We start from the raw sequence: 19,582 nt of genomic DNA on the forward strand, positions 1-19,582 counted from the left end.
GATTTGCTGTTCATCCCTCATTCAATTACACTGCTTTGTTATTGCTGGTGAATTGGCTGGAGGGGTGACATGACGCATTCAAGGCGGCTGAAACTGGCCGGGGCGGTCCTGGCCGGAACCGGATTAATGCTGCTTGGCGGCTGCACAAGCGAAGACATGGCTATGTTCGCTGACGCGATGGCCGAGGCTTCTGAGGAGATGTCCGTCACGCTGACATCCGTGCCCAGCTATGGCTGCGATTACAATATCGACGGTTACCTGGTCTGCGACGACACCGGAGACGGGTTCGCAGACCGGTATGGCGATTCCTATGATGTCGCCCCGGTTGCCTACGTGCCGGTCACGCCGCCTGTGCGGGTCAATGGTTACGGCGAGGCCTATCAGTATGATGGCGGCTGCGACTGCTGGCTGCGGGAACCGTCACTGGATGAAGCCCCGCCGCGGCATGGACATCACGACTAGAGCACAGCGGGCGCAATCCAGAAGCCAACGATCGTGATGATCACGACGCCCATCAGATTGATGCGGAAACCCTGCTTGATCATTTCGCTGATCGGCACTCTGCCGGTTGCGTAAATCACAGCGTTTGGCGCCGTCGCGACTGGCAGCATGAAGGCACAGCTGGCCGCAACAGCGGCAGGCGCGAACAGGGATTGTGGCGCGGCGCCGACGGCCACGGCAAGTGATCCGATGATCGGCGACAGGGTCGTCATGGTCGCGACGTTCGATGTCACTTCCGTCAGGAAGATCACCAGCAGCACCATGATCGCCACAATCATGAGCGGCGGGAAGATACTCAGCATCTGCATCTGCGTGCCGATCCAGTCCGACAGTCCGGTCGCGTGCATCGCCTTGCCAAGCGAGATGCCCCCGCCAAACAGGATGATCACGCCCCAGGGCAGTTTGACCGCTTCTTCCCAGGTCATCAGCGCGCGGCGTTCCTCGCCACCTGCGGGCACGAGGAAGACGAGCACGGCGCCGAACAAGGCGATCATCATGTCCGTCTGCCCGCCATAGGCTTCCAGCAGGGGATAGCCCATGGAGGTAAGCAGCTTGGTCACTGGCAGACGCAGCACCCACATCGAGGCGATGATTCCGAACACGATGGCGATCCGCTGCTCAGGCGTTTTGATCGGGCCGAGTTCGAGCAGGTCTTGGTGCACGGAGGCGGCCATCGATTCCCCGTGCTTGTATTTCGGCAGCCCGCGCGTGACCGCCCACCAGGCGGCCGGCACCAGCAGCGCTGCGGTGGGGATGCCGAACGTCATCCATTGGCCAAAGCCGATGCCTTCGCCGGTCTCTTCCTGAAGCCATTTCAAGGCGATCAGATTGGTCGGCGTTCCGATGGGGGTGGCCACGCCGCCAATGGAAGCGGAATAACAGACACCGAGCAGGATGGCGGTGGTAAACTTGCCTTCCTTGTCCTGCAGGGCGGCCGCCGCCGAAATCGCAATCGGCACCATCATCAACGAGGTCGCTGTGTTGGAAATCCACATGGACAGAACGGCGGTCGCCAGCATGAAGCCGAAGATCAGCGCCTTGGGCGATGTGCCGACGCGGTCGACGATGTTGAGGGCGATCCGCTTGTGCAGGTGCCAGCGCTCAACCCCCAGCGCGATCACGAAGCCGCCCAGCAGGAGGAGAACGATCGGATCCATGTAGCTGCTGCTGATCGCTCGGGGCGACAGCGCCGCTACGCCGATCGCGTCGGCATGTTCGCCATGACCGATGATCGCTGCGCCAAAGGGCAGGACGATCAGCGGGAGCAAAGAGGTCGCCGGGATCGGGATCGCCTCGGTGGCCCACCAGGTTGCCATCAGGACCAACAGACAGCCTGTCAGCCAGGCAGGCCAGGACAAACCGGCAGGCGGTCCCAAGATGAGCATGAGCGCCGGAAGAACAATCCCGAGGATGAGGCCGATCGTCCGGTGGGAGAGCGTCATGCAGGGCCTTTCATGGCGGCGAAAGCGGAGTCGAGCTCCGCCTTAAGGTCTGAGACGGCCTCCAGGCCGACATGGATACGAAGCAGCGGGCCGGCTCGGGATGCGGTCCAGCTGTCCTTGGAACGGGTCAGCTGGTGGTCACACGGAATGAGTAGGCTTTCATAGCCACCCCAAGAAAAACCCATGCCAAACAAGTGCAAAGCGCCCAGAAAACGGTCCATTCCGCCTTCGGGGATGGCATCCAGCACGACGCCGAACAGGCCGCTGGAGCCTGTGAAGTCCCGTTTCCACAAGGCGTGGTCCGGGCTGGAGGGCAGGGCCGGGTGCAGCACGTCGGACACTTCCGGCCGGTCTGCCAGCCAGTTTGCGAGTTCCAGCGCGCCCGCCTCATGCGCCCTGAGGCGTGTGTGCAGGGTGCGCATGCCGCGCAGGCAGACATAGGCCTCATCTGCGCTGAGGCTGATGCCAAAATCCTCGGACGCCATGGCAATGCGATTGTAAAGCCGGCTGTCCGATGTGATCACGGCGCCGCCGAAGCCATCTGCGTGGCCCACAATGTATTTGGTCATCGCCTGCACGACGATGTCGGCGCCGAGGTCCAGCGGCTTCAGGAAATAGCCAGCGCCCCACGTGTTGTCGGCGATTGTGGTTACGCCACGCTCGCGCGCCACCGCGGTGATCTCCGGAATATCGGTAACTTCAAAGGTCAGGGAACCGGGCGATTCGATAAAGATTGCCTGCGTCTCCGGACGGATCATGTCGGCAATCCCCGCACCGATCCGCGGATCGTACCGCGTGGCGGAGACGCCCATATATTTCAGACGCCGTTCGCAGAAACGTGCGGTCGGGCCGTAGGCGCTATCTGGGAACAGGATGTGTCCGCCGGTCTCCACGCAGGAGGCGATGGCGAGGGCGCAGGCCTGCAGGCCGTTCGCGGTGAGGCGTACATGGCTGCCGCTTTCCAGTTCAGAGAGCGCTGCTTCCAGTTCGCGATGAACGCCAAGACCCATCCGGCCGTAACCGGGCTTTGTCTCGTAGAGCGCCTTTTCCGTTTTGAACAGGACCGTGGAGGCGCGCTCCACGGGCGGGTTCACGGTGACGCTGCCAAGCCGCTCGCCGCGCGTGTGGATGATCCGCGTTTCCGGCCGTTTCATGCCGCGCCTGTTGCCACCGGGCGGGACGGGTCGGACGCCCACTCGGTCCAGGATCCGTCGTAAACCGCCACGTCCCAGTTGCCGAGCCGGGCATAGCCGAGCGCGAGGATGGCGGCGGTCACGCCGGAACCGCATGTCGTGATGGTTGGTGCTTTATGGTTCGACAGCAAGCCTTGCAGTTCGTTGACCGATTTGAACGTACCGTCCGGATTGATCAGATTGCTGGATGGCACGCATGTGCTGCCTGGAATGTGTCCGGAAGGGAGGCCTTCGCGCGGCTCTGGCGCCTCAGCGGTAAACCGGCCGACGGCCCGCGCGTCGACAATCGCGTGGGAGCCCGTTTCAGAAGCAGCAGCCACCTGCTCGGCGTCTTTGACCAGATCGCTGCGGACGCGGGCGGTGAAGTGGCGTTCCACGGCCACCGGCGGCATGTCTTCCAGCTCGCCACCTTCGGCTTTCCATGCTGCCAGGCCGCCATCCAGCACTTTCACATCATTGTGCCCCATGACGCGCAGCATCCACCAGACACGCGCGGCAGCGCAGTAATTGTTGTTGTCATAAACGATCACGCGATTGCCGTCGCCGATGCCCAGCTTGCGAACACGGGACGAGAACATGATCGGATCGGGCAGCATGTGCGGCAGGTCGGTTCCGCCGGCCTTGATGGCATCGATATCGAAATGGACGGCGCCGGGAATATGGGCTTCGGCCCAGTCTTCGCGGCCGGTTTTCTCTGCCTTGAGGAAAGGGGCGTAGTAAGTTGCGTCAACGACGCGAATGTCGGGCGCCGAGATATTCTGTTTCAGCCAGCTTGCAGTGACGAGAGGGTCGCCCGTTTCCATTCCTTACCCTTTGATCCATGGCGGAACCGGCAAATCTTTCGACCGCAGGAATTCCGGATTGAATAGTTTCGACTGATAGCGATTGCCGTAGTCGCAGAGTATCGTAACGATCGTGTGGCCGGGGCCAAGATCCTTCGCCATTTTTACTGCGCCGGCAATGTTGATGCCCGAAGACCCGCCAAGGCAGAGCCCCTCATGCTGGACGAGGTCGAACAGCACGTTCAGCGCTTCGGTATCCGTGCAGCGATAGGCGCGGTCCACCACGATGCCTTCCAGGTTGGCGGTGATCCGGCCCTGTCCGATGCCCTCGGTGATCGAGGTGCCTTCGGACTTCAGGACGCCATTGGTAAAATACTCGTACATCGCCGCGCCGCCGGGATCGGCGAGACCGATCTGGACTGACTCGCGCTTTTCCTTGAGGGCCATCGAAATGCCGCCCAGCGTGCCGCCAGAGCCCACGGCACAGATGAATGCATCGAGTTTGCCGTCGGTCTGGGTCCAGATCTCCTGGCCCGTTGTTTCATAGTGGGCTTTGCGGTTCGAGACATTGTCGAACTGGTTGGCCCAGATCGCCCCGTTGGGCTCGCTCTTGGCGAGGTCTTCCGCCAGACGGCGGGAATAGTGCTGATAGTTGTTCGGATTTGCGTAGGGCACCGCGTCCACTTCGATCAGCTCAGCGCCGAGCAGGCGAATGGCGTCCTTCTTTTCCTGGCTTTGCGTGCGCGGCATCACGATCACCACACGGTAGCCGAGGGCTGCACCGACGAGGGCCAGGCCGATTCCGGTATTGCCGGCCGTGCCTTCCACGATGGTGCCACCGGGTTTCAGGTCTCCGGCGGCTTCGGCGTCGCGGACGATGCCAAGCGCCGGACGGTCCTTCACCGACTGGCCAGGGTTCAGGAATTCACATTTGCCAAGGATCTCGCAGCCTGTTTCGTCAGAGACCTTGTTCAGGCGGAGGAGCGGTGTGTTTCCGATAAGCTCGATAACGGATCGGTAGGTTTGCATGCGTGCGGTATCCAGGTCGGTTTCCGGGGTGAGCCCGGAAGCTAGGGTGCCCGGCGTGGCAGGACAACCGTCGCAGGCCGGGCTTCCCCTAAACTGATCCATCATCTGACCTGTTGCGTAAACAGGATATGCGAACCTTTTCTGGTGGAATCCTGGCGATAGCTTTTGGTCTGGGCCTGACTGCGGCAGGGCCGGCGGCAGCGGACAATGTGCCGGCTGAGAGCGGCTTTGTCTGGACGCCGAGGGATGGAGATATCATCCGGTTTGATGTCCGGCGGCAGGGGAAGCCGTTCGGCACACATGAGGTCCGGTTCGACGTTCTGCCCGACGGGACTATCAAAGCATATACGAATGTGAAGCTGCGTGCGGGCTTCGGCCCGATCCCGCTCTACCGCTATGATCTGCAGGCCACCGAGCGGTGGCAGGATGGCCGTCTCATCGGCCTGGAGGGCGAGGTCTACAAGGACGGCAAGGAAGGCTCCGTGACGGCGCAGGCGGACGGCGATGGCATCGACGTAGACGGCACGGGTTTTGATGGAACGGCGCCCGCCGGCATTGTTCCGGCGAGCCACTGGAACATCGCCCAGACGCAGGCAAGCGTGCTGCTGTCGTCCGAAAACGGCCAGCTGATCGATGTTTCAGTCCGTCCTGAAGGACGTGAAATGCTGGAAATCGCGGGTGAGACGGTCGAAGCGAATAAATTTCTTCTCGATTCCGATATCGACGTGACGCTCTGGTATGATGATGCCGGGCGATGGCTGAAACTGTCGTTTTCAGCACGCGGCCAGGATATCGACTATGTTCTCGAGACGCCTTACTGGCGCGATGAAGGATAGCGAAACTGGCGCTGGAGAGCGCAGATAGATTAAATTTCATCGATCCGGCTTCCTCCCCGTTCACTCGTATTTTGTAGAAATGATTCCACCCGAGGTCTCCCGGTGGGATGGGGATTCGGGCGACATCCGGCCAGCCGGATCATGTGATGGGGATCATGCGTTGACCGGATTTTTGAAGAGCATTGCTGTTCCTGAAAAGCATGCAGGGAGCCTGCGTGTACGGCAGCTGGATATGGTGCGCCGGATCACGTTCGTGATGATCCTGGCGAACCTGCTGAATGCCGGCATTGTGATGTTCTGCTTCCTTGGGACGGCCTCCAGCGATTTTCTGTACATCTGGGGCGCAGCCATTCTGGTATCGAGCACCGTTTCGGTTGGGACGCAGTTCTTCAACCCCCGCAACATGGATCCGATGGATGGGCGCTCGCAAACCGCGCTCGACAATTTCACGCGGGGCGCATTGCTGAACGGTATGCTGTGGGGCGTTGTGCCCTTCATCGTGATGCATGCCGCGGCCCCGCAGGGACAGATGATCCTCGGTGTGATCATGGCCGGCATGATGTTCGCCGGCACCTTCCTGATGGCGCGGACACCCGCGGCGGCCATTTCGTTCCTGCTGCCGGTCGGTGCGGGCGTCGTCGCCGCCATGCAGTTTCAGAACGACCAGACCTACCAGTTCATTGCTGTGCTTACGCTTGCGTATGTTGTTGCGCTCGTCCTGGCGGTGAGCTGGTCCTACAAACAGTTTGTCGAGCAACATCTTAGCGAATGCGCCGTGAAGGAGCAGTCCCAGCTGATTGGCCTGTTGCTGCGCGATTTCGAAGAGAGCACGTCAGACTGGTTGTGGCAGACCAATATCGACGGAGACCTGCAGGACATCCCGCTCGTCTTTGAGGGGGCGAAGGAAGCCGACAGCGTCATGCGCAAGGGCGAACCCTTGCTGGACCTTTTCGTGCCGGATGAAGCGCACCATGTGTTGAAAACCAGCTTGATGCGCCGTCAGGGTTTCCGCGATCTGGCGCTTCAGGTGAAGACACCGGAAGGCGGTCATGAGCGCTGGTGGTCTGTCACCGGTAAACCGATTTTCGAGGCCGGCAAATTCCGCGGTTTCCGCGGTGTTGCGACCGACATCACCCAGTCGAAAGAGATCGAAGACCGCATTGCCTACATGGCGCACTATGATGGCCTGACAGGCCTGCCCAACCGTATCACGATGCAGGAGCATCTGGAGAAAGCGGCCCGCCTTGCTGTGCATCCGAAGACCAACCGTGCGCTGGTCTGGCTGGATCTCGACAATTTCAAATGGGTCAACGACACGCTCGGCCACCCGGCGGGGGATGAGTTGCTGCGTCAGGTTTCGGGCCGCCTGACCGGCGCCTGCAATGACGAGGATGTTGTGTCCCGGATCAGCGGCGATGAGTTTGCCCTCATCATCGAACGCCCGGATCGGGAGAAGCTTGAAGACTTCCTCGACCATTTGGTGGAGCTCCTGTCCGAGCCTTACGACATCTGGGGGTCCACGGCGAACTGTTCGGCGTCAATCGGTGTGCGCCTGTTCGATAGCTTCACCCAGGATGTTCGGGTCCTGCTGAAGCATGCCGACCTTGCGCTTTATCAGGCCAAGAAACTGGGCAAGGGCAATTGGTGCATGTTCACCGAGGAGCTCGATGAGCGGGCCCGGGCGCGCCAGCAGATCGAGACGGACCTTCACCGGGCGCTGGACAATCATGAACTGCGCGTTTTCTTCCAGCCGGTTGTCGATGCCGCAACCATGGACGTCACCGGTTTCGAGACCCTGCTTCGCTGGGAGCACCCGAAACGCGGCCTCGTCTATCCCGGAGAGTTCATTGAACATGCGGAAGACATCGGTCTCATCACGCGGATCGGCGACTGGGTCATCCGCGCGGCCATGGCCGAGGCTCGCCGCTTGCCGGACCATATAGGTATCTCGGTGAATATCTCGCCGCTTCAGATCCATTCGCAGAGCCTTGTGCCGACGATCATGCAGGCCATCGCGGCGAACAATATCGCGCCGGAGCGTCTGGAGCTGGAAATCACCGAAAGCGTGCTGATGTCGGACACCGAGTTCACACTCCAGCGCCTGCACCAGATCAAGTCGATCGGTGTACGAATCGCGCTTGATGATTTCGGCACAGGATTCTCATCGCTGAGCTATCTGCGCAGCTTCCCGTTCGACAAGATCAAGATCGACAAGAGCTTCGTGTCTGATCTGGAGAGCCGCGCTGACAACCGCGCCATCGCAATTGCGACGCTGGAGCTTGCCCGCTCGCTGGGCATGAGCTGTACAGCCGAAGGCGTCGAGACGGGGTTCCAGTCGGACTTCCTGCGCGAGAATGGCTGCGACAATCTTCAGGGCTTCTTCGTCAGCCGGGCCCAGCCGCTGGACAAGCTGAGTCACCTGATCGAGCTGAAAGAGGTGCCGGACGCAGACTCAACACCTGCGCCCCGGCCGAAGCTTCGCATCGTGGAGCCGGACGAAACACCCGCCCGCGCCGCGAAGGTTTCCTGATTATTCGTCCGGCTTGTCTTCGGTCTTCTTCTTCCCGAACAGAAGATTGCCGATGGCTTCCTTGGCGGCTTTTTCTGCCAGGTCTTCAGGGCTTTCCTGTTCGGCCGGCGGTGCCGCGTCCTGATCGGTGGGCGCCGCTGCAGGCTGGCTGGAACCGCTCGATGCACCAAGAATGTCCGCCAGCGGTTTGACGCCGCTGCTGCCCGACTTTCCGGTGAGGCCTTCCAGAAGCTGGCCGGTCAGGTCCTGTTTCAATTGGTTAGTCACGCCCGACAGGTCAGGGGTCACTTTCGGCTTGGTCCAGCTGCCGGACAATCGGATCGGTACTGGGATGCCGTTCAGCTGAACGACGCTGCCGGAGCCCTCGCCTTTCTTGTCGATGCTGGTTGCTAGGCGCAGGTCCAGCGTCTGTCCGCCGAGATTGATGTTGCCGGTGCCATCAATGCTCAGCACGGGGCTGAGGAGTTTCATCAGATCGACATTCGCCACGCCATTCTTGACCGACAGGACCGTGTCGAAGCTGGAGAAGTCCGTCTCCGCTTCCGGTGAAAGGGCGGACGCGAAATCGAGGCTCTGCAGCTGGCCGGAAGAGAGCGCCTGCAACAGAGAGTCCTTGCTGCGGACCAGCTGCGCCACGTTCAGGCCCTTGATGGCGCCTTCGTTCAGCTTGGTGCTGAGCTCACCATTCAAGCCCTTCATGATCTCGTCGATCGAAGTGCCGGTGGATGTGGCCGAGACGGCGAACGTGCCGGTACCCGTCAGCTTGTCGAACCCGGCGAGCGTGCCCAGCAGGGAAGAAACACCAACGCTGTCGCCCGTCATGTCCAGGGCGATGGCCGGTTTCGCTGCGGAGGCATCGAGGCTCATCTTGCCGCCCCAGCTGCCGCCGAAGGCATTGAAGGTGGGGAGGTCTGCGTTCAGTCTCCCGTTCCAAAGGACGGCGTTCACCGTCGCATCCTTCAGGACAACATTGCCGAGCGTCAGCGTGGTCGTCTTGATCTTCAGGTCCGCATCGACGGCTTTCAGGCCGGCAAGGTCCAGCGGCTCCTTGCTCCAGCCTTCCATTGGCTGTTGCGGTTTCTTCTCCTGGTCTTCCGCCGCGAGGAAGGGTGACAGGTCCAGCTCGCCCATGTCGAGGTCGCCCGACAGGTGCGGCTTGGTGCCCGACAGGTCCAGCCCGGCCGTGCCGGTGGCGCGGATTTCGTCGAGCGCGAAATGGAGGTTGGAGATAGCAAGTTTCTTGAACGATCCCGAAACTGCTCCCGCAGTCGAGAAGGATTTCAGCGTGTCGCCTTCCGGCATGTCCGCATCCGCCGCTTTCAGGAGTGCGCGGAGTTCATCGCTGGAGGCGTCGAGTGTGCCGTTGAGGCTGCCGTCACCCGCGAGCGACGCATCACCCTTGTAGGAGGCGTTCAGCAGGGCACCGGAATGCGTGATGTCGAGTCCTTTCAGCGACAGGGCATCGGCCGGGCCGGTGACCTTGCCGGCAATGTTGACCTTTTCCAGCGCGTCTTCGGCTGGAACCTCGATCCCCATCTGCTTCAGCAGTTCGCCCGTGTTCGAAGCGGTGGCCTGAAGCTGGCCGTCCACGGCCGGGCTGTCCTCCAGCGCGATGGTACCCGTGAAGCCAAGGTCCAGCAGGTCGCTTTTCAGGTCGAGATCATCGAAATTGATTTTCAGCGCGTCGAACGGGCCGGAGACGCTGCCCTTCATGTTCCCGGCGCCGAGGGGGGCGATGTTTACTGGCAGTTCCACGGAGGCGAACTTCGCGACCTCAGCCAGGCTCGGCGCGTTCAGGCTGAAGGCGCCGTTCAGGGCAGGAGCATCGCCCAGCGTGACGGATCCGTCGAACATCCCGATTGCGAGCTTGGAATCGAATTTGGCACCTATGGTGGCCGGGGTGCCGGACTGCAGCTGCTCCGGCGTGTCGATGGTCAGATCGATGTCGAAGGCCTGGTCCTGGAAAATGCCGTCGGCCTTTGCTTTCAGCGGCTTGTCGAAGCCCTGCATGGAAGCATCGAGGTTCAGGTCCTTCAGGGCATATTCGGTGCCGGCAGCCCGGTCGGTATAGGTCAGCGAGGCGTTCTTCAGGCTCGCCTTGCCAATGCTCGCGCTGACACCGCCGTCGTCACCGGACGGAGCAGCTTCTTCTGTGGAATTTGTGCCGAAGTCCCAATTGGTTCGCCCGTCGGCCAGCTTCTCCAGCTGGACGTTCGCGTCGACGAATGAGAGCTCCTGCACTTCCACTCGGCGGGAGAGCAGCGGCATCCACTTCACGGAGCCGCGCAGCTCGCCGGCTTCGATCATGTTGGGCGCCGAGAAGCCTTCCGGGTTCGCCACAGTCACGCCGCCCACGCTGGCGGAGATTCGGGGAAAGACCGATACGGTGACATCGCCGGTCAGCGACACATCCCGGTTCAGGGCACCGGTCGCAGCCTTTTCGATCTGGGCCTTGTAGACCGCCTTCGGCACGAAAAACGGAACAGTCAGGGCTGCAACGAGGAGGAGGCCGAAAATACCGGCCAGAATAAGGATTGTGCGCTTCATTTCTGCTGCCTTGAAGTGTGTCTCGACATACTACATGGGCATTATGTCGGAGGAATGGCTGTTGAAAAAACGAAATAGCTGATTCCGCATGAAGTTCCCCGCTTGACCCACTCTTCGCCCGCGCATAAAGAGGCGGCTCGCCGCAACGCGGCCCGGAAAATGCGCGGGTGTAGCTCAGCTGGTTAGAGTGCCGGCCTGTCACGCCGGAGGTCGCGGGTTCGAGCCCCGTCACTCGCGCCATTTTCTCCAGAACATGGCCGCAAGCCACAAAAAGCCGCCCCTCGGGGCGGCTTTTCTGGTTTCAGGGCCGGATTTTCCTGATCAGCCTAGCGGTAGTAATCGCACAGCGTGTTGATCAGGGCGCGGCCGACGCCGCCGCTGCAGCGATAGTAGATCGTCTGCGCATCACGGCGTGATTCCACCAGGTTTGCCGCCCGCAGCTTTGCCAGGTGCTGGGAGACTGCCGAGTGCGATTGTTCGGTCAGGCTCGCGAGCTCGCCCACAGGCATCTCGCCGCCTTCACTGAGGGCACACAGGATCTTCAGGCGGGTTTCGCTCGACATCGCCTTCATGACTTCGGACGCTTCATGAATGCTGTCCGAAACCACTTCATAGGTGTCGTTGGCGGCTTTCTTTCTCGCGGCCATCAGCTGTGTACCTCCTGTCCGGTTCCTGCGGTGTCAGCAGGTTCCGTGCCTCTTTGCTCTGGCAGCCAGTCCGGACCGCGCAGGGCGACGTAAATCGCGGGGATCACCAGTACTGTCAGCGCCGTTGAAGAGGCCAGCCCGAACAGCAGCGAGATGGCCAGGCCCTGGAAGATCGGGTCGGTCAGGATCACGGCTGCCCCGATCATGGCCGCCAGCGCGGTCAGCAGGATCGGCTTGAAGCGGATGGCACCTGCATGCAGCAGCACATCCTTTAGCGGTGTCGTGCCGTCTTCAAGGTGGCGGACGAAGTCCACCAGCAGGATCGAGTTGCGCACGATAATCCCGGCAAGGGCGATGAAGCCAATCATCGACGTGGCGGTGAACGGCGCTCCGAACAGCCAGTGGCCGATCATGATGCCGATCAGGGTCAGCGGCACCGGCGTCAGGATGATCAGCGGCACGCGGAATGTGCCGAACTGGCCGACGACGAGGATGTAGATCGCCAGCAAGGCCACGGCGAATGCAGCGCCCATGTCGCGGAAGGTGACATAGGTGATCTCCCATTCGCCATCCCACAGCAGGGTCGGCTGGGTGTCATCGGCCGGCTGGCCATACATGCGGACAGCCGGAGCGGTGAGGCCCGCAGCAGTCCAGTCGAAGGCCTTCACCTTGTCCTGGATTTCGAACATGCCGTAGATCGGTGCTTCGAACCGGCCGGCGAGTTCACCCATGACCATGTCTGCGAAATAGCCGTCGCGGCGGAAAATGACCGGCGAGCCGCTTTCTTCAGACACATCCACCAGTGCGCCGAGTTCCACCGGTGCCGCGTTCGGGCCGGCGAGGCGGGCAGGGACCGGAATGGCGGCGATCTCCTGCGACCAGTTGCGTTCCGACTTCGGCAGACGGATGCGGATGTCGAGCGGGTCGCGGCCTTCACTGCGCGGGCTGACACCAACCGTCTGGCCCGCAAAGGCAAGCGCAATCGTGTCGAGGATGTCCTTTTGCTGGACGCCATAGTCAGCGGCGCGCGGCTCATCCACGGAGACGGTCAGGCGGGGGGCCGGATCGCCGATGGAATTGTCCACGTCGACGATGAAGTCCGTGTCCTTGAAGAATTGCTCGACAATAGCGGCGGTCTCGCGGCGGGCTTCCGGCGTCGGGCCGTAGATCTCCGCCAGCAGCGTGGAGAGGACGGGCGGTCCGGGCGGGACTTCCACGACTTTCACGCTGGTGCCTTCCGGCATTGGCAGGGCCAGAAGGCGTCCGCGGATATCGAGGGCAATCGGGTGACTCGCCCGCTTGCGATGGGACTTCTCGGAGAGGTTCACCTGCAAGTCGCCCAGCTCCGGCGAGCGGCGCAGGAAGTAGTGGCGCACGAGGCCGTTGAAATTGAAGGGCGCAGCGGTGCCCGCATAGGCCTGGATGGTCTCGACCTCTTCCACATCGCGGATGGCATCGGCCAGCGCGAAGAGAGCGCGTTCGGTGTCTTCGACCGAAGCGCCTTCCGGCAAGTCGACCACGATCTGAATTTCCGACTTGTTGTCGAACGGCAGCAGCTTCACCGGCACAACCTTGAAATAGAACAGGCTGAGCGAAGCGAGCGTGGCGACGCCGACGGCGATCAGGAAGATCCACGAGTTCTTGCGCGAAGCCACGATCGGCCCGGCCACTTTCGTGTAGAAGGCCGCAAGGCGCGTCGCTTCTGCGCCTTCAAGATGATCCTCCTCACCGCTGGCGCCATGGCCATGCAGTGGGGCCTTGCCGGCAATCTTCATCATCAGCCACGGCGCAACGCCGACGGCGACGAAGAAGGAGAACAGCATGGCCGCCGAAGCGTTCGCCGGGATCGGCGCCATGTAGGGGCCCATCAGTCCGGACACGAACATCATCGGCAGCAGGGCTGCGATTACGGTCAGCGTGGCGATGATGGTCGGGTTACCGACTTCGGAGACCGCATCGATGGCGGCCGCCACGCGCGAGCGGCCATCCTTCATGGCCCAGTGGCGAGCGATGTTCTCGATGATGACGATTGCATCGTCCACCAGGATACCGATGGAGAAGATCAGCGCGAACAGCGAGACGCGGTTGATCGTGTAGCCCATCATCAGAGACGCAAAGAGCGTCAGCAGGATGGTCGTCGGAATGACAATCAGCGTCACCAGTGCCTCGCGCCAGCCGATGGCGAAGGCGATCAGGATCACGATGGAAATCGTGGCAAGGCCTAGGTGGAACAGGAGTTCGTTGGCCTTGTGGTTTGCCGTCTCGCCATAGTCTCGGGTGACTTCGACACGCACGCCTTCCGGGATCAAGCCGCCTTTCAGCAGGTCCACCCGGTGGAGGATTGCTTCTCCCACGTTCACGGCATTGGCGCCGGGACGTTTTGCCAGCGACAGGGTCACGGCCGGGCGGACAGCAAAGCCTTCACCATCTTCGCGCCGGTCAAGCGTCCAGACGCGAGAATCGCTTTCCTCACCCGTCACGCGGATGGTGGCGACGTCGGAGAGATAAACGGTGCGGCCATCGGCGCCCGGAACTTCAAGCCGCTCCAGTTCGCCGACGGCATCGATGCGGTCACCAGCCTGAACGAGCAGCGTGTTGCCGTCCTGACGGGCTGTGCCGACCGGCATGGCGGCGGCGGCCTGTCCGACAGACTGCACGAGTGTCTGCAGCGGCACGCCATAGGCAGCCATGGCCTGGATGTCGGGCTCCACGCGCAGTTCCAGCGGACGCCCGCCGATTATGGTCGTCAGGCCGACATCGTCGATCTTGATGAGTTCAGACTGTAGTTCCTCAGCCAGCATGCGCAGGGTCGTGTCGGTCCAGACATCCCCGGTCCATTCTTCCGGCGAGAGGGTCAGCGTGACGATCGAAACGTCATTGATGCCGCGGCCCACGACCAGCGGCATGGGGACGTCCGGCGGGATGCGGTCCATGTTTGCGCGGATCTTTTCGTGCACGCGCAGAATGGCGTCGTCGGCATCTGTGCCGACTTCGAAACGGGCCGTGACCATCGCGCCATCATCGCGGCTTTGCGAATAGACGTGCTCGACGTCCGGAATGGCCTTGATGATGTTTTCCAGCGGCTCGGTGACCTGTTCGACCACGTCCGGCGCTTTCAGGCCCGGCGCCTGGACGATCAGGTCGACCATCGGCACGGAGATCTGCGGCTCTTCCTCACGCGGGATGGAGAGCAGCGCCACGAGGCCGACGGCCAGTGCCGTCAGCAGGAAGAGCGGGGTCAGCGGCGACCGGATGGTCGACCGCGTAATGGAACCCGAGACATCCGGTTTCATTCGATCACTCCGGCTTTTCGATCTTGTCCCCGGGCTTCAGGCCGGTGAGCACTTCATATTTGCCTTCGGTGTCGGCAAGCGGGGCAGCGAGTACGATGGGTGCATCGACAAACCGGTCACCCACCTGCACACGTACGAAGTCCACGCCGTAACGGGTGGAGACATAATCCTTTGGCACGAGGATGGTGCGGCGTTCGCCGACGGGGGCGAGCACGTCGACCCTTTCACCGACCAGCGCGTCCAATCCGCCCGGCACTGTGGCATCGGCGATCAGTTCGCCATTGCGCAGTTCCGGGTAGATCTTGACGATCGTGGCTGTGCGAAGGTCGCCGCCGCGCGTCGGCAGGCGCAACGCAAAGGTCTCGCCTTCGCTGATCTGGGCAGCATGGCGTTCCGGCAGGGAGAGGCGTACGACGCCGGTCACGGTGGCGAAGGTCGCGATCACTTCGCCGGGCGACACGACGGAGCCTTCGACCACGTTCACACCGGTCACCTTGGCGTCGGCCGGCGAAAGGATGCGGCCTTCAGCCTGACGCGCGCCAAGCGCGTTCCGTTCCGACTGGGCCGAAGACAGGTTGCGCTTCAGCACGTCCAGATTGGTGCGCTGCTCATCGAGACGCGCCTTCGGGAAGAAGCCTTGTTCGAACAGGGCTTCATTCCGTGTCAAGTCTTCCTCGGCCTGACGGATCTGGGCTTGCAGACCCTGGATACGGGAGGCGAGTGCGGCAAGGTTCGGTGCGATGGTCGCATCCGTCACGATGGCAACGACATCACCAGCGTCCACCACATCGCCCTCATCGATCGACAAGCGCGAGACGACGCCCTGCAGCCGCGAACGGGCCGTGGCGGAGTCTGCCGCTTCGATCCGGGCGACGGCTGGGCGATAGTCCATGACCACCGATTCCTCGACGGTCATGACCTCAGCGGAGGCTGAAAGGGAGAGGGCCACGAAAGCGGCGCCAAGCAGGAGCGATCTGGGCAGGAGCGATCTAGTAGCGGCCATGGTCTTCCACCTTGCCGGTTGCGGGATTGATCTGGACACAAGGAAAGCCGTCCGCTTTCCACTTCATGATACCGCCCGCCATATGCGCCGCTTCGGCGCCGGTTGCGGCCATGAAGGCATCGAGCGCCGTGCGGGAGCGTTTGCCGGACCCGCACTGGAATACGATCTTGCGGCCAGGGTCGGTCGGGATGGCTTTCGGTTCGAAGGTCGAGAGCGGATGGAGCAGGGCGCCATGAATGCGCTCGAACGCAAATTCGTTCGGTTCCCGCACATCGACGAGCAGGATCTCATTGGCTTTGAGGCCTTCACAGACGGTGGCGGGAGAAAGGTCGCGGGGATCAGCCATAAGGGACTCCTCTTATGTGCGCGCAGGCGCACGTCATGTAGTTTGAAAACGGAGATACATGTGACCGGTCAGATTAAACATGCGACATAATGCGCATTTTATAAAACACGAATATAAGGGATAACGCAGACAAAGAATTAATCCCCCAGGGAGCAGAGCCATGGCTAAGATCGTAGTGTTGGGTGCAGGTTTGGGCGGTGTCATTGCCGCCTACGAGATTCGGAAGAATGTCCGGCGGCAGGATGAAGTGATCGCCGTCAACGAGACGGACTTCTATCAATTCGTTCCATCGAACCCTTGGGTTCTGGTCGGCTGGCGAGACCGTGAGGATATTGTCGTCGACCTTGAAAAGCCGATGAAAAAGCGCCGCGTCCAACTGGTCGTGGGCGCTGCCGAAAAGGTCGAGGCGGACAAAAAGCGCCTGCGCATGGCGGACGGCTCCTTTGTCGATTACGATTATCTCGTCATCGCGACCGGTCCGGAACTGGCCTTTGACGAAATCGAAGGCCTTGGCCCGAATGGCCATACCCAATCGGTTTGCCACATCGATCATGCCGAGGCCGGCTACAAGGCGTTCGAAGACCTCTGCGCCGATCCTGGCCCGGTGATCGTTGGCGCCGTTCAGGGCGCCTCCTGCTATGGTCCGGCCTATGAAACCGCCATGATCATCGAGACCGAGCTCCGCAAGCGGAAGATCCGCGACAAGGTGCCGATGACCTTCGTGACCTCCGAACCCTATATCGGCCATCTCGGCCTCGACGGTGTCGGCGACACAAAAGGCCTGCTCGAAAGCGAAATGCGCGACCGCCACATCAAGTGGATCTGCAATGCAAAGGTCCAGAAGGTCGAAGCCGACAAGATGATCGTCGAGGAAGTGAACGAGGACGGCTCCACCAAGCAGATCCACGAGCTTCCGATGAAATTTTCCATGATGCTGCCGCCATTCCGCGGCGTGCCTGCGGTGCGCGACATCGAAGGCCTCGTCAATCCGCGCGGCTTCGTTATCACCGACAAGCACCAGCGCAATCCGAAATATCCGGAAATCATGGGCCTCGGCGTTTGCATCGCCATTCCGCCGGTTGGCAAGACACCCGTGCCGGTGGGCGTGCCAAAGACGGGCTTCATGATCGAATCCATGGTCACCGCGATTGCCGAAAACCTCGGCCAGATCGTGCGCGGCAAGGAACCGACCCATGAGGCGACCTGGAATGCCATCTGTATCGCCGATTTCGGCGATGGCGGCGTCGCCTTCATCGCACAGCCTCAGATCCCGCCTCGCAATGTGAACTGGTCCGTCTCCGGCGGCTGGGTGCACACGGCGAAGATCGGTTTCGAGAAATACTTCCTCGGCAAAATCAGGGCCGGTCGTTCTGAAACCTTCTATGAGAACGCCGCGCTGAACCTGCTGAAAACGCATAAGCTGAAGTAGCCCGCAGAGGAGCCCGTCATGGTGGACACAACTGTCAGAGACAGCATTGCTATCTGCACCAGCTGCGGCGCCCCGAACCGCGTCGCGGCCGGTAAGCCCCTGTCGGCTGGCAAGTGCGGCAAGTGCAGCCAGCCACTGGCGACGCCGAAGCCGGTGGAGATTGATGGCGCCATGCTGGAGCGCCTTGTCGCCCGCGACACCGGTGCCTTCGTGCTGGACGTGTGGGCGCCTTGGTGCGGCCCGTGCCGCATGATGGCTCCCGCCTATGAAGCGGCGGCCGGCCGGTTCGCCGATCAGGTCCGCTTCTTCAAGCTTAACTCCGACCAGAACCAGGAAGCCGCCGGCAAGCTCGGCATCCGGGGCATCCCGACCCTGATTGCCTGGAAGGATGGAGCGCTCATCGCCAACCAGGCCGGGGCCCAGACCGGCGAAGGCCTGTCCCGGTGGATCCAGTCAACCTTCGGGCTGAGTGCCTGAAACCAACTAAAAGGATGTTCAAGATGAATGTCGATCGTGCTGTCTTCGCTTTTGCTGGCGTTGTCGTTTCGCTGAGCCTCGCGCTTGGCTATTTTGTCTCGCCATACTGGTTCCTGCTGACGGCCTTTGCCGGGCTGAACATGCTCCAGGCTGCGTTCACGGGCTTCTGCCCGGCGGCCATGATCTTCAAGGCCATTGGCCTGAAGCCGGGCAACGCGTTCAAATGAGCATGAAATTCGCTCGCCAGCTCTCTGTCAGCCTGCTGGCGCTTGCCGCACCGGCTGCGCTGGCCCAGCCGATCTCGCTGCGCGATGCCGTACAGCAGGCGCTCAGCCATGATCCGTCGCTCGAACGGGCCGAAGCCGACGTCGAGCGCAGCCGCGCCGGGGTCGATGCGGCCCGTGCTGGCCGCGGACTTCAGGCCGGGCTGCAGGCCGAAGTCGGCGCCGTCGAGACAGACTTTACGCAGGATCGCATTTCGCAGGTCCCGCGCTCTGCCGGCCTTCAGGCCGAATGGACCGTCTTTCAGTCCGGCGCGCTCGGGGCGGCAGTCGATGCGGCCAAAGCCCAGCGTGACGCCGCCAGCTACCAGATGCTCGGTGCGCGCGAGAAACTGGTCCTCGATACATTCGAAGCCTACGCCAATGCCTGGCTCGCCGAGCGGACGGTCGAAGTGGCCGAGGCCCGCGTCGCCACCTTCCGCATACGCCTTGACGAAACGCAGGCCCGGTTCGATCAGGGTCAGGTCACCCGCACAGACATTGCCCTCACAGAAGCGCGTCTCGCCTCGGCGCAGGCCCAGCGCGAAGCGGCCCGTGCCGCCTTGTCCGGGGCGTGGGCGCGCCTCGCCCGGCTGACCGGGGTTGACCATGCCGTGACGCAGGAAACACCGGAACTCGGTGAAGTCGTCGGCGGCGACATGCAGGCCGCCCTGTCGCGTGTCATGTCCAAGAACCCCGATCTTGCCGCTGCCCGTGCTGCGGAAATCTCCGCAGGACACCGCGTGACAGAGGCAAAAGGCCGGTTCGGTCCGAAGGTTTCGGTCCGCGCCCGCGCCACCACCGGGGAAGACGTCTACTTCTTCTTTGAAGACCAGATCAGCGATGTCGGTGCCTTTGTGCGCGTGGAAGTGCCGCTGCTGACCAGCGGCCTGCGGAACGCTTCGAAACGCGAAGCCATTGCCGGGCGCAGCGCCGCAACGGCCGATGTCCGCGCGGCAGAGCTGCAGCTGCACGAAGCGGTAGCCGGCCTCTGGGGCGACATCGAAGCCCGCCGCCTGTCGCTCGCGGCAGCGGAATGGGCCGAGAAGGCGGCTGAACTCGCCGCTGAAGGAGCCCAGAAGGAACAGGAGGCCGGCATCCGCACGCTGGTCGATGCTCTGGATGCGGAGAATGAATTCCGCGATGCCCAGATCGCCCGTTACCGCGCAGCCACCCAGCTGCAGGTCGCTGAAGCGCGCCTGCTGTCCCTGTCCTCTGACCTGGAACAACAACTCGCCCTGCTTCCCTGATCCTCTCCGGCAGAAAG

Annotated in this window: 16 protein-coding genes and 1 tRNA gene; 8 read left to right on the forward strand and 9 right to left on the reverse strand. The window is 62.0% G+C overall.

What is annotated here, in order from left to right; all coding sequences use genetic code 11:
- Positions 1 to 69 precede the first annotated feature (69 nt).
- The gene (locus HY17_RS15440) at positions 70 to 462 is read left to right on the forward strand and encodes a hypothetical protein (protein ID WP_034768258.1); all 393 of its coding nucleotides are present in this window, start codon (positions 70 to 72) and stop codon (positions 460 to 462) included.
- On the opposite strand, the gene HY17_RS15445 is transcribed toward HY17_RS15440, so the two are convergent.
- The 4 genes from HY17_RS15445 to HY17_RS15460 are packed head-to-tail and all read right to left on the reverse strand — an operon-like array spanning position 459 to position 4,947.
- Positions 459 to 1,943, reverse strand: coding sequence for a DASS family sodium-coupled anion symporter (locus tag HY17_RS15445; protein ID WP_034768259.1), 1,485 nt, complete (start codon positions 1,941 to 1,943; stop codon positions 459 to 461). The genes HY17_RS15440 and HY17_RS15445 overlap by 4 nt on opposite strands.
- Positions 1,940 to 3,097 (reverse strand): cystathionine beta-lyase, encoded by a 1,158-nt coding sequence (gene metC / locus HY17_RS15450; RefSeq protein ID WP_034768261.1) that lies wholly within the window; start codon positions 3,095 to 3,097, stop codon positions 1,940 to 1,942. The genes HY17_RS15445 and metC overlap by 4 nt, the downstream gene beginning before the upstream one ends.
- Positions 3,094 to 3,939 (reverse strand): sulfurtransferase, encoded by an 846-nt coding sequence (locus tag HY17_RS15455; protein ID WP_034768263.1) that lies wholly within the window; start codon positions 3,937 to 3,939, stop codon positions 3,094 to 3,096. Before HY17_RS15455 ends, metC begins: the two co-directional genes overlap by 4 nt.
- A 3-nt stretch (positions 3,940 to 3,942) precedes the next feature.
- The gene (locus HY17_RS15460) at positions 3,943 to 4,947 is read right to left on the reverse strand and encodes a cysteine synthase A (protein ID WP_034768265.1); all 1,005 of its coding nucleotides are present in this window, start codon (positions 4,945 to 4,947) and stop codon (positions 3,943 to 3,945) included.
- Between the two features lie 128 nt (positions 4,948 to 5,075).
- Here HY17_RS15460 and HY17_RS15465 point away from each other — a divergent pair, with 128 nt between their 5' ends.
- Together HY17_RS15465 and HY17_RS15470 are read left to right on the forward strand one after the other, a co-directional pair.
- Positions 5,076 to 5,783 (forward strand): DUF6134 family protein, encoded by a 708-nt coding sequence (locus tag HY17_RS15465; RefSeq protein WP_051600176.1) that lies wholly within the window; start codon positions 5,076 to 5,078, stop codon positions 5,781 to 5,783.
- A 160-nt stretch (positions 5,784 to 5,943) separates the two neighbouring features.
- On the forward strand, positions 5,944 to 8,313 hold the full coding sequence (locus HY17_RS15470; RefSeq protein WP_158531403.1) for a bifunctional diguanylate cyclase/phosphodiesterase: 2,370 nt from the start codon (positions 5,944 to 5,946) through the stop codon (positions 8,311 to 8,313).
- On the opposite strand, the gene HY17_RS15475 is transcribed toward HY17_RS15470, so the two are convergent.
- Positions 8,314 to 10,860 (reverse strand): AsmA family protein, encoded by a 2,547-nt coding sequence (locus tag HY17_RS15475; RefSeq protein WP_034768267.1) that lies wholly within the window; start codon positions 10,858 to 10,860, stop codon positions 8,314 to 8,316. It abuts the gene before it with no gap.
- A gap of 163 nt (positions 10,861 to 11,023) precedes the next feature.
- Between HY17_RS15475 and HY17_RS15480 the strand changes: the two genes are divergently transcribed.
- Positions 11,024 to 11,100 (forward strand) — tRNA-Asp (locus tag HY17_RS15480).
- Positions 11,101 to 11,186: 86 nt separating this feature from the next.
- Here HY17_RS15480 and HY17_RS15485 read toward each other — a convergent pair.
- The 4 genes from HY17_RS15485 to HY17_RS15500 are packed head-to-tail and all read right to left on the reverse strand — an operon-like array spanning position 11,187 to position 16,149.
- On the reverse strand, positions 11,187 to 11,507 hold the full coding sequence (locus HY17_RS15485; RefSeq protein ID WP_034768269.1) for a metalloregulator ArsR/SmtB family transcription factor: 321 nt from the start codon (positions 11,505 to 11,507) through the stop codon (positions 11,187 to 11,189).
- On the reverse strand, positions 11,507 to 14,800 hold the full coding sequence (locus HY17_RS15490) for an efflux RND transporter permease subunit (protein ID WP_051600178.1): 3,294 nt from the start codon (positions 14,798 to 14,800) through the stop codon (positions 11,507 to 11,509). The genes HY17_RS15485 and HY17_RS15490 overlap by 1 nt, the downstream gene beginning before the upstream one ends.
- Before the next feature lie 4 nt (positions 14,801 to 14,804).
- Positions 14,805 to 15,803 carry an efflux RND transporter periplasmic adaptor subunit gene (locus HY17_RS15495; RefSeq protein ID WP_034768272.1) on the reverse strand — a complete coding sequence of 333 codons (999 nt, stop codon included), beginning with the start codon at positions 15,801 to 15,803 and terminating at the stop codon, positions 14,805 to 14,807.
- Positions 15,790 to 16,149, reverse strand: a complete 360-nt coding sequence (locus HY17_RS15500) for a rhodanese-like domain-containing protein (RefSeq protein WP_034768274.1) — start codon at positions 16,147 to 16,149, stop codon at positions 15,790 to 15,792. Before HY17_RS15500 ends, HY17_RS15495 begins: the two co-directional genes overlap by 14 nt.
- Before the next feature lie 160 nt (positions 16,150 to 16,309).
- Between HY17_RS15500 and HY17_RS15505 the strand changes: the two genes are divergently transcribed.
- From HY17_RS15505 to HY17_RS15520, 4 genes are read left to right on the forward strand one after another with little or no spacing between them, the layout of a single operon-like run.
- Entirely contained in the window at positions 16,310 to 17,578 is a 1,269-nt protein-coding gene (locus tag HY17_RS15505; RefSeq protein ID WP_034768275.1) for an NAD(P)/FAD-dependent oxidoreductase, read from the forward strand.
- Between the two features lie 18 nt (positions 17,579 to 17,596).
- Positions 17,597 to 18,055, forward strand: a complete 459-nt coding sequence (locus tag HY17_RS15510) for a co-chaperone YbbN (protein WP_034768277.1) — start codon at positions 17,597 to 17,599, stop codon at positions 18,053 to 18,055.
- A 23-nt stretch (positions 18,056 to 18,078) separates the two neighbouring features.
- Positions 18,079 to 18,282, forward strand: coding sequence for a DUF2892 domain-containing protein (locus HY17_RS15515; protein ID WP_034768452.1), 204 nt, complete (start codon positions 18,079 to 18,081; stop codon positions 18,280 to 18,282).
- Positions 18,279 to 19,565: a TolC family protein gene (locus tag HY17_RS15520; RefSeq protein WP_081813189.1), complete on the forward strand. Its 1,287-nt coding sequence runs from the start codon at positions 18,279 to 18,281 to the stop codon at positions 19,563 to 19,565. Before HY17_RS15515 ends, HY17_RS15520 begins: the two co-directional genes overlap by 4 nt.
- Positions 19,566 to 19,582: the final 17 nt, after the last annotated feature.

This window comes from Hyphomonas sp. CY54-11-8, from assembly GCF_000682735.1.
Taxonomy (GTDB): domain Bacteria; phylum Pseudomonadota; class Alphaproteobacteria; order Caulobacterales; family Hyphomonadaceae; genus Hyphomonas.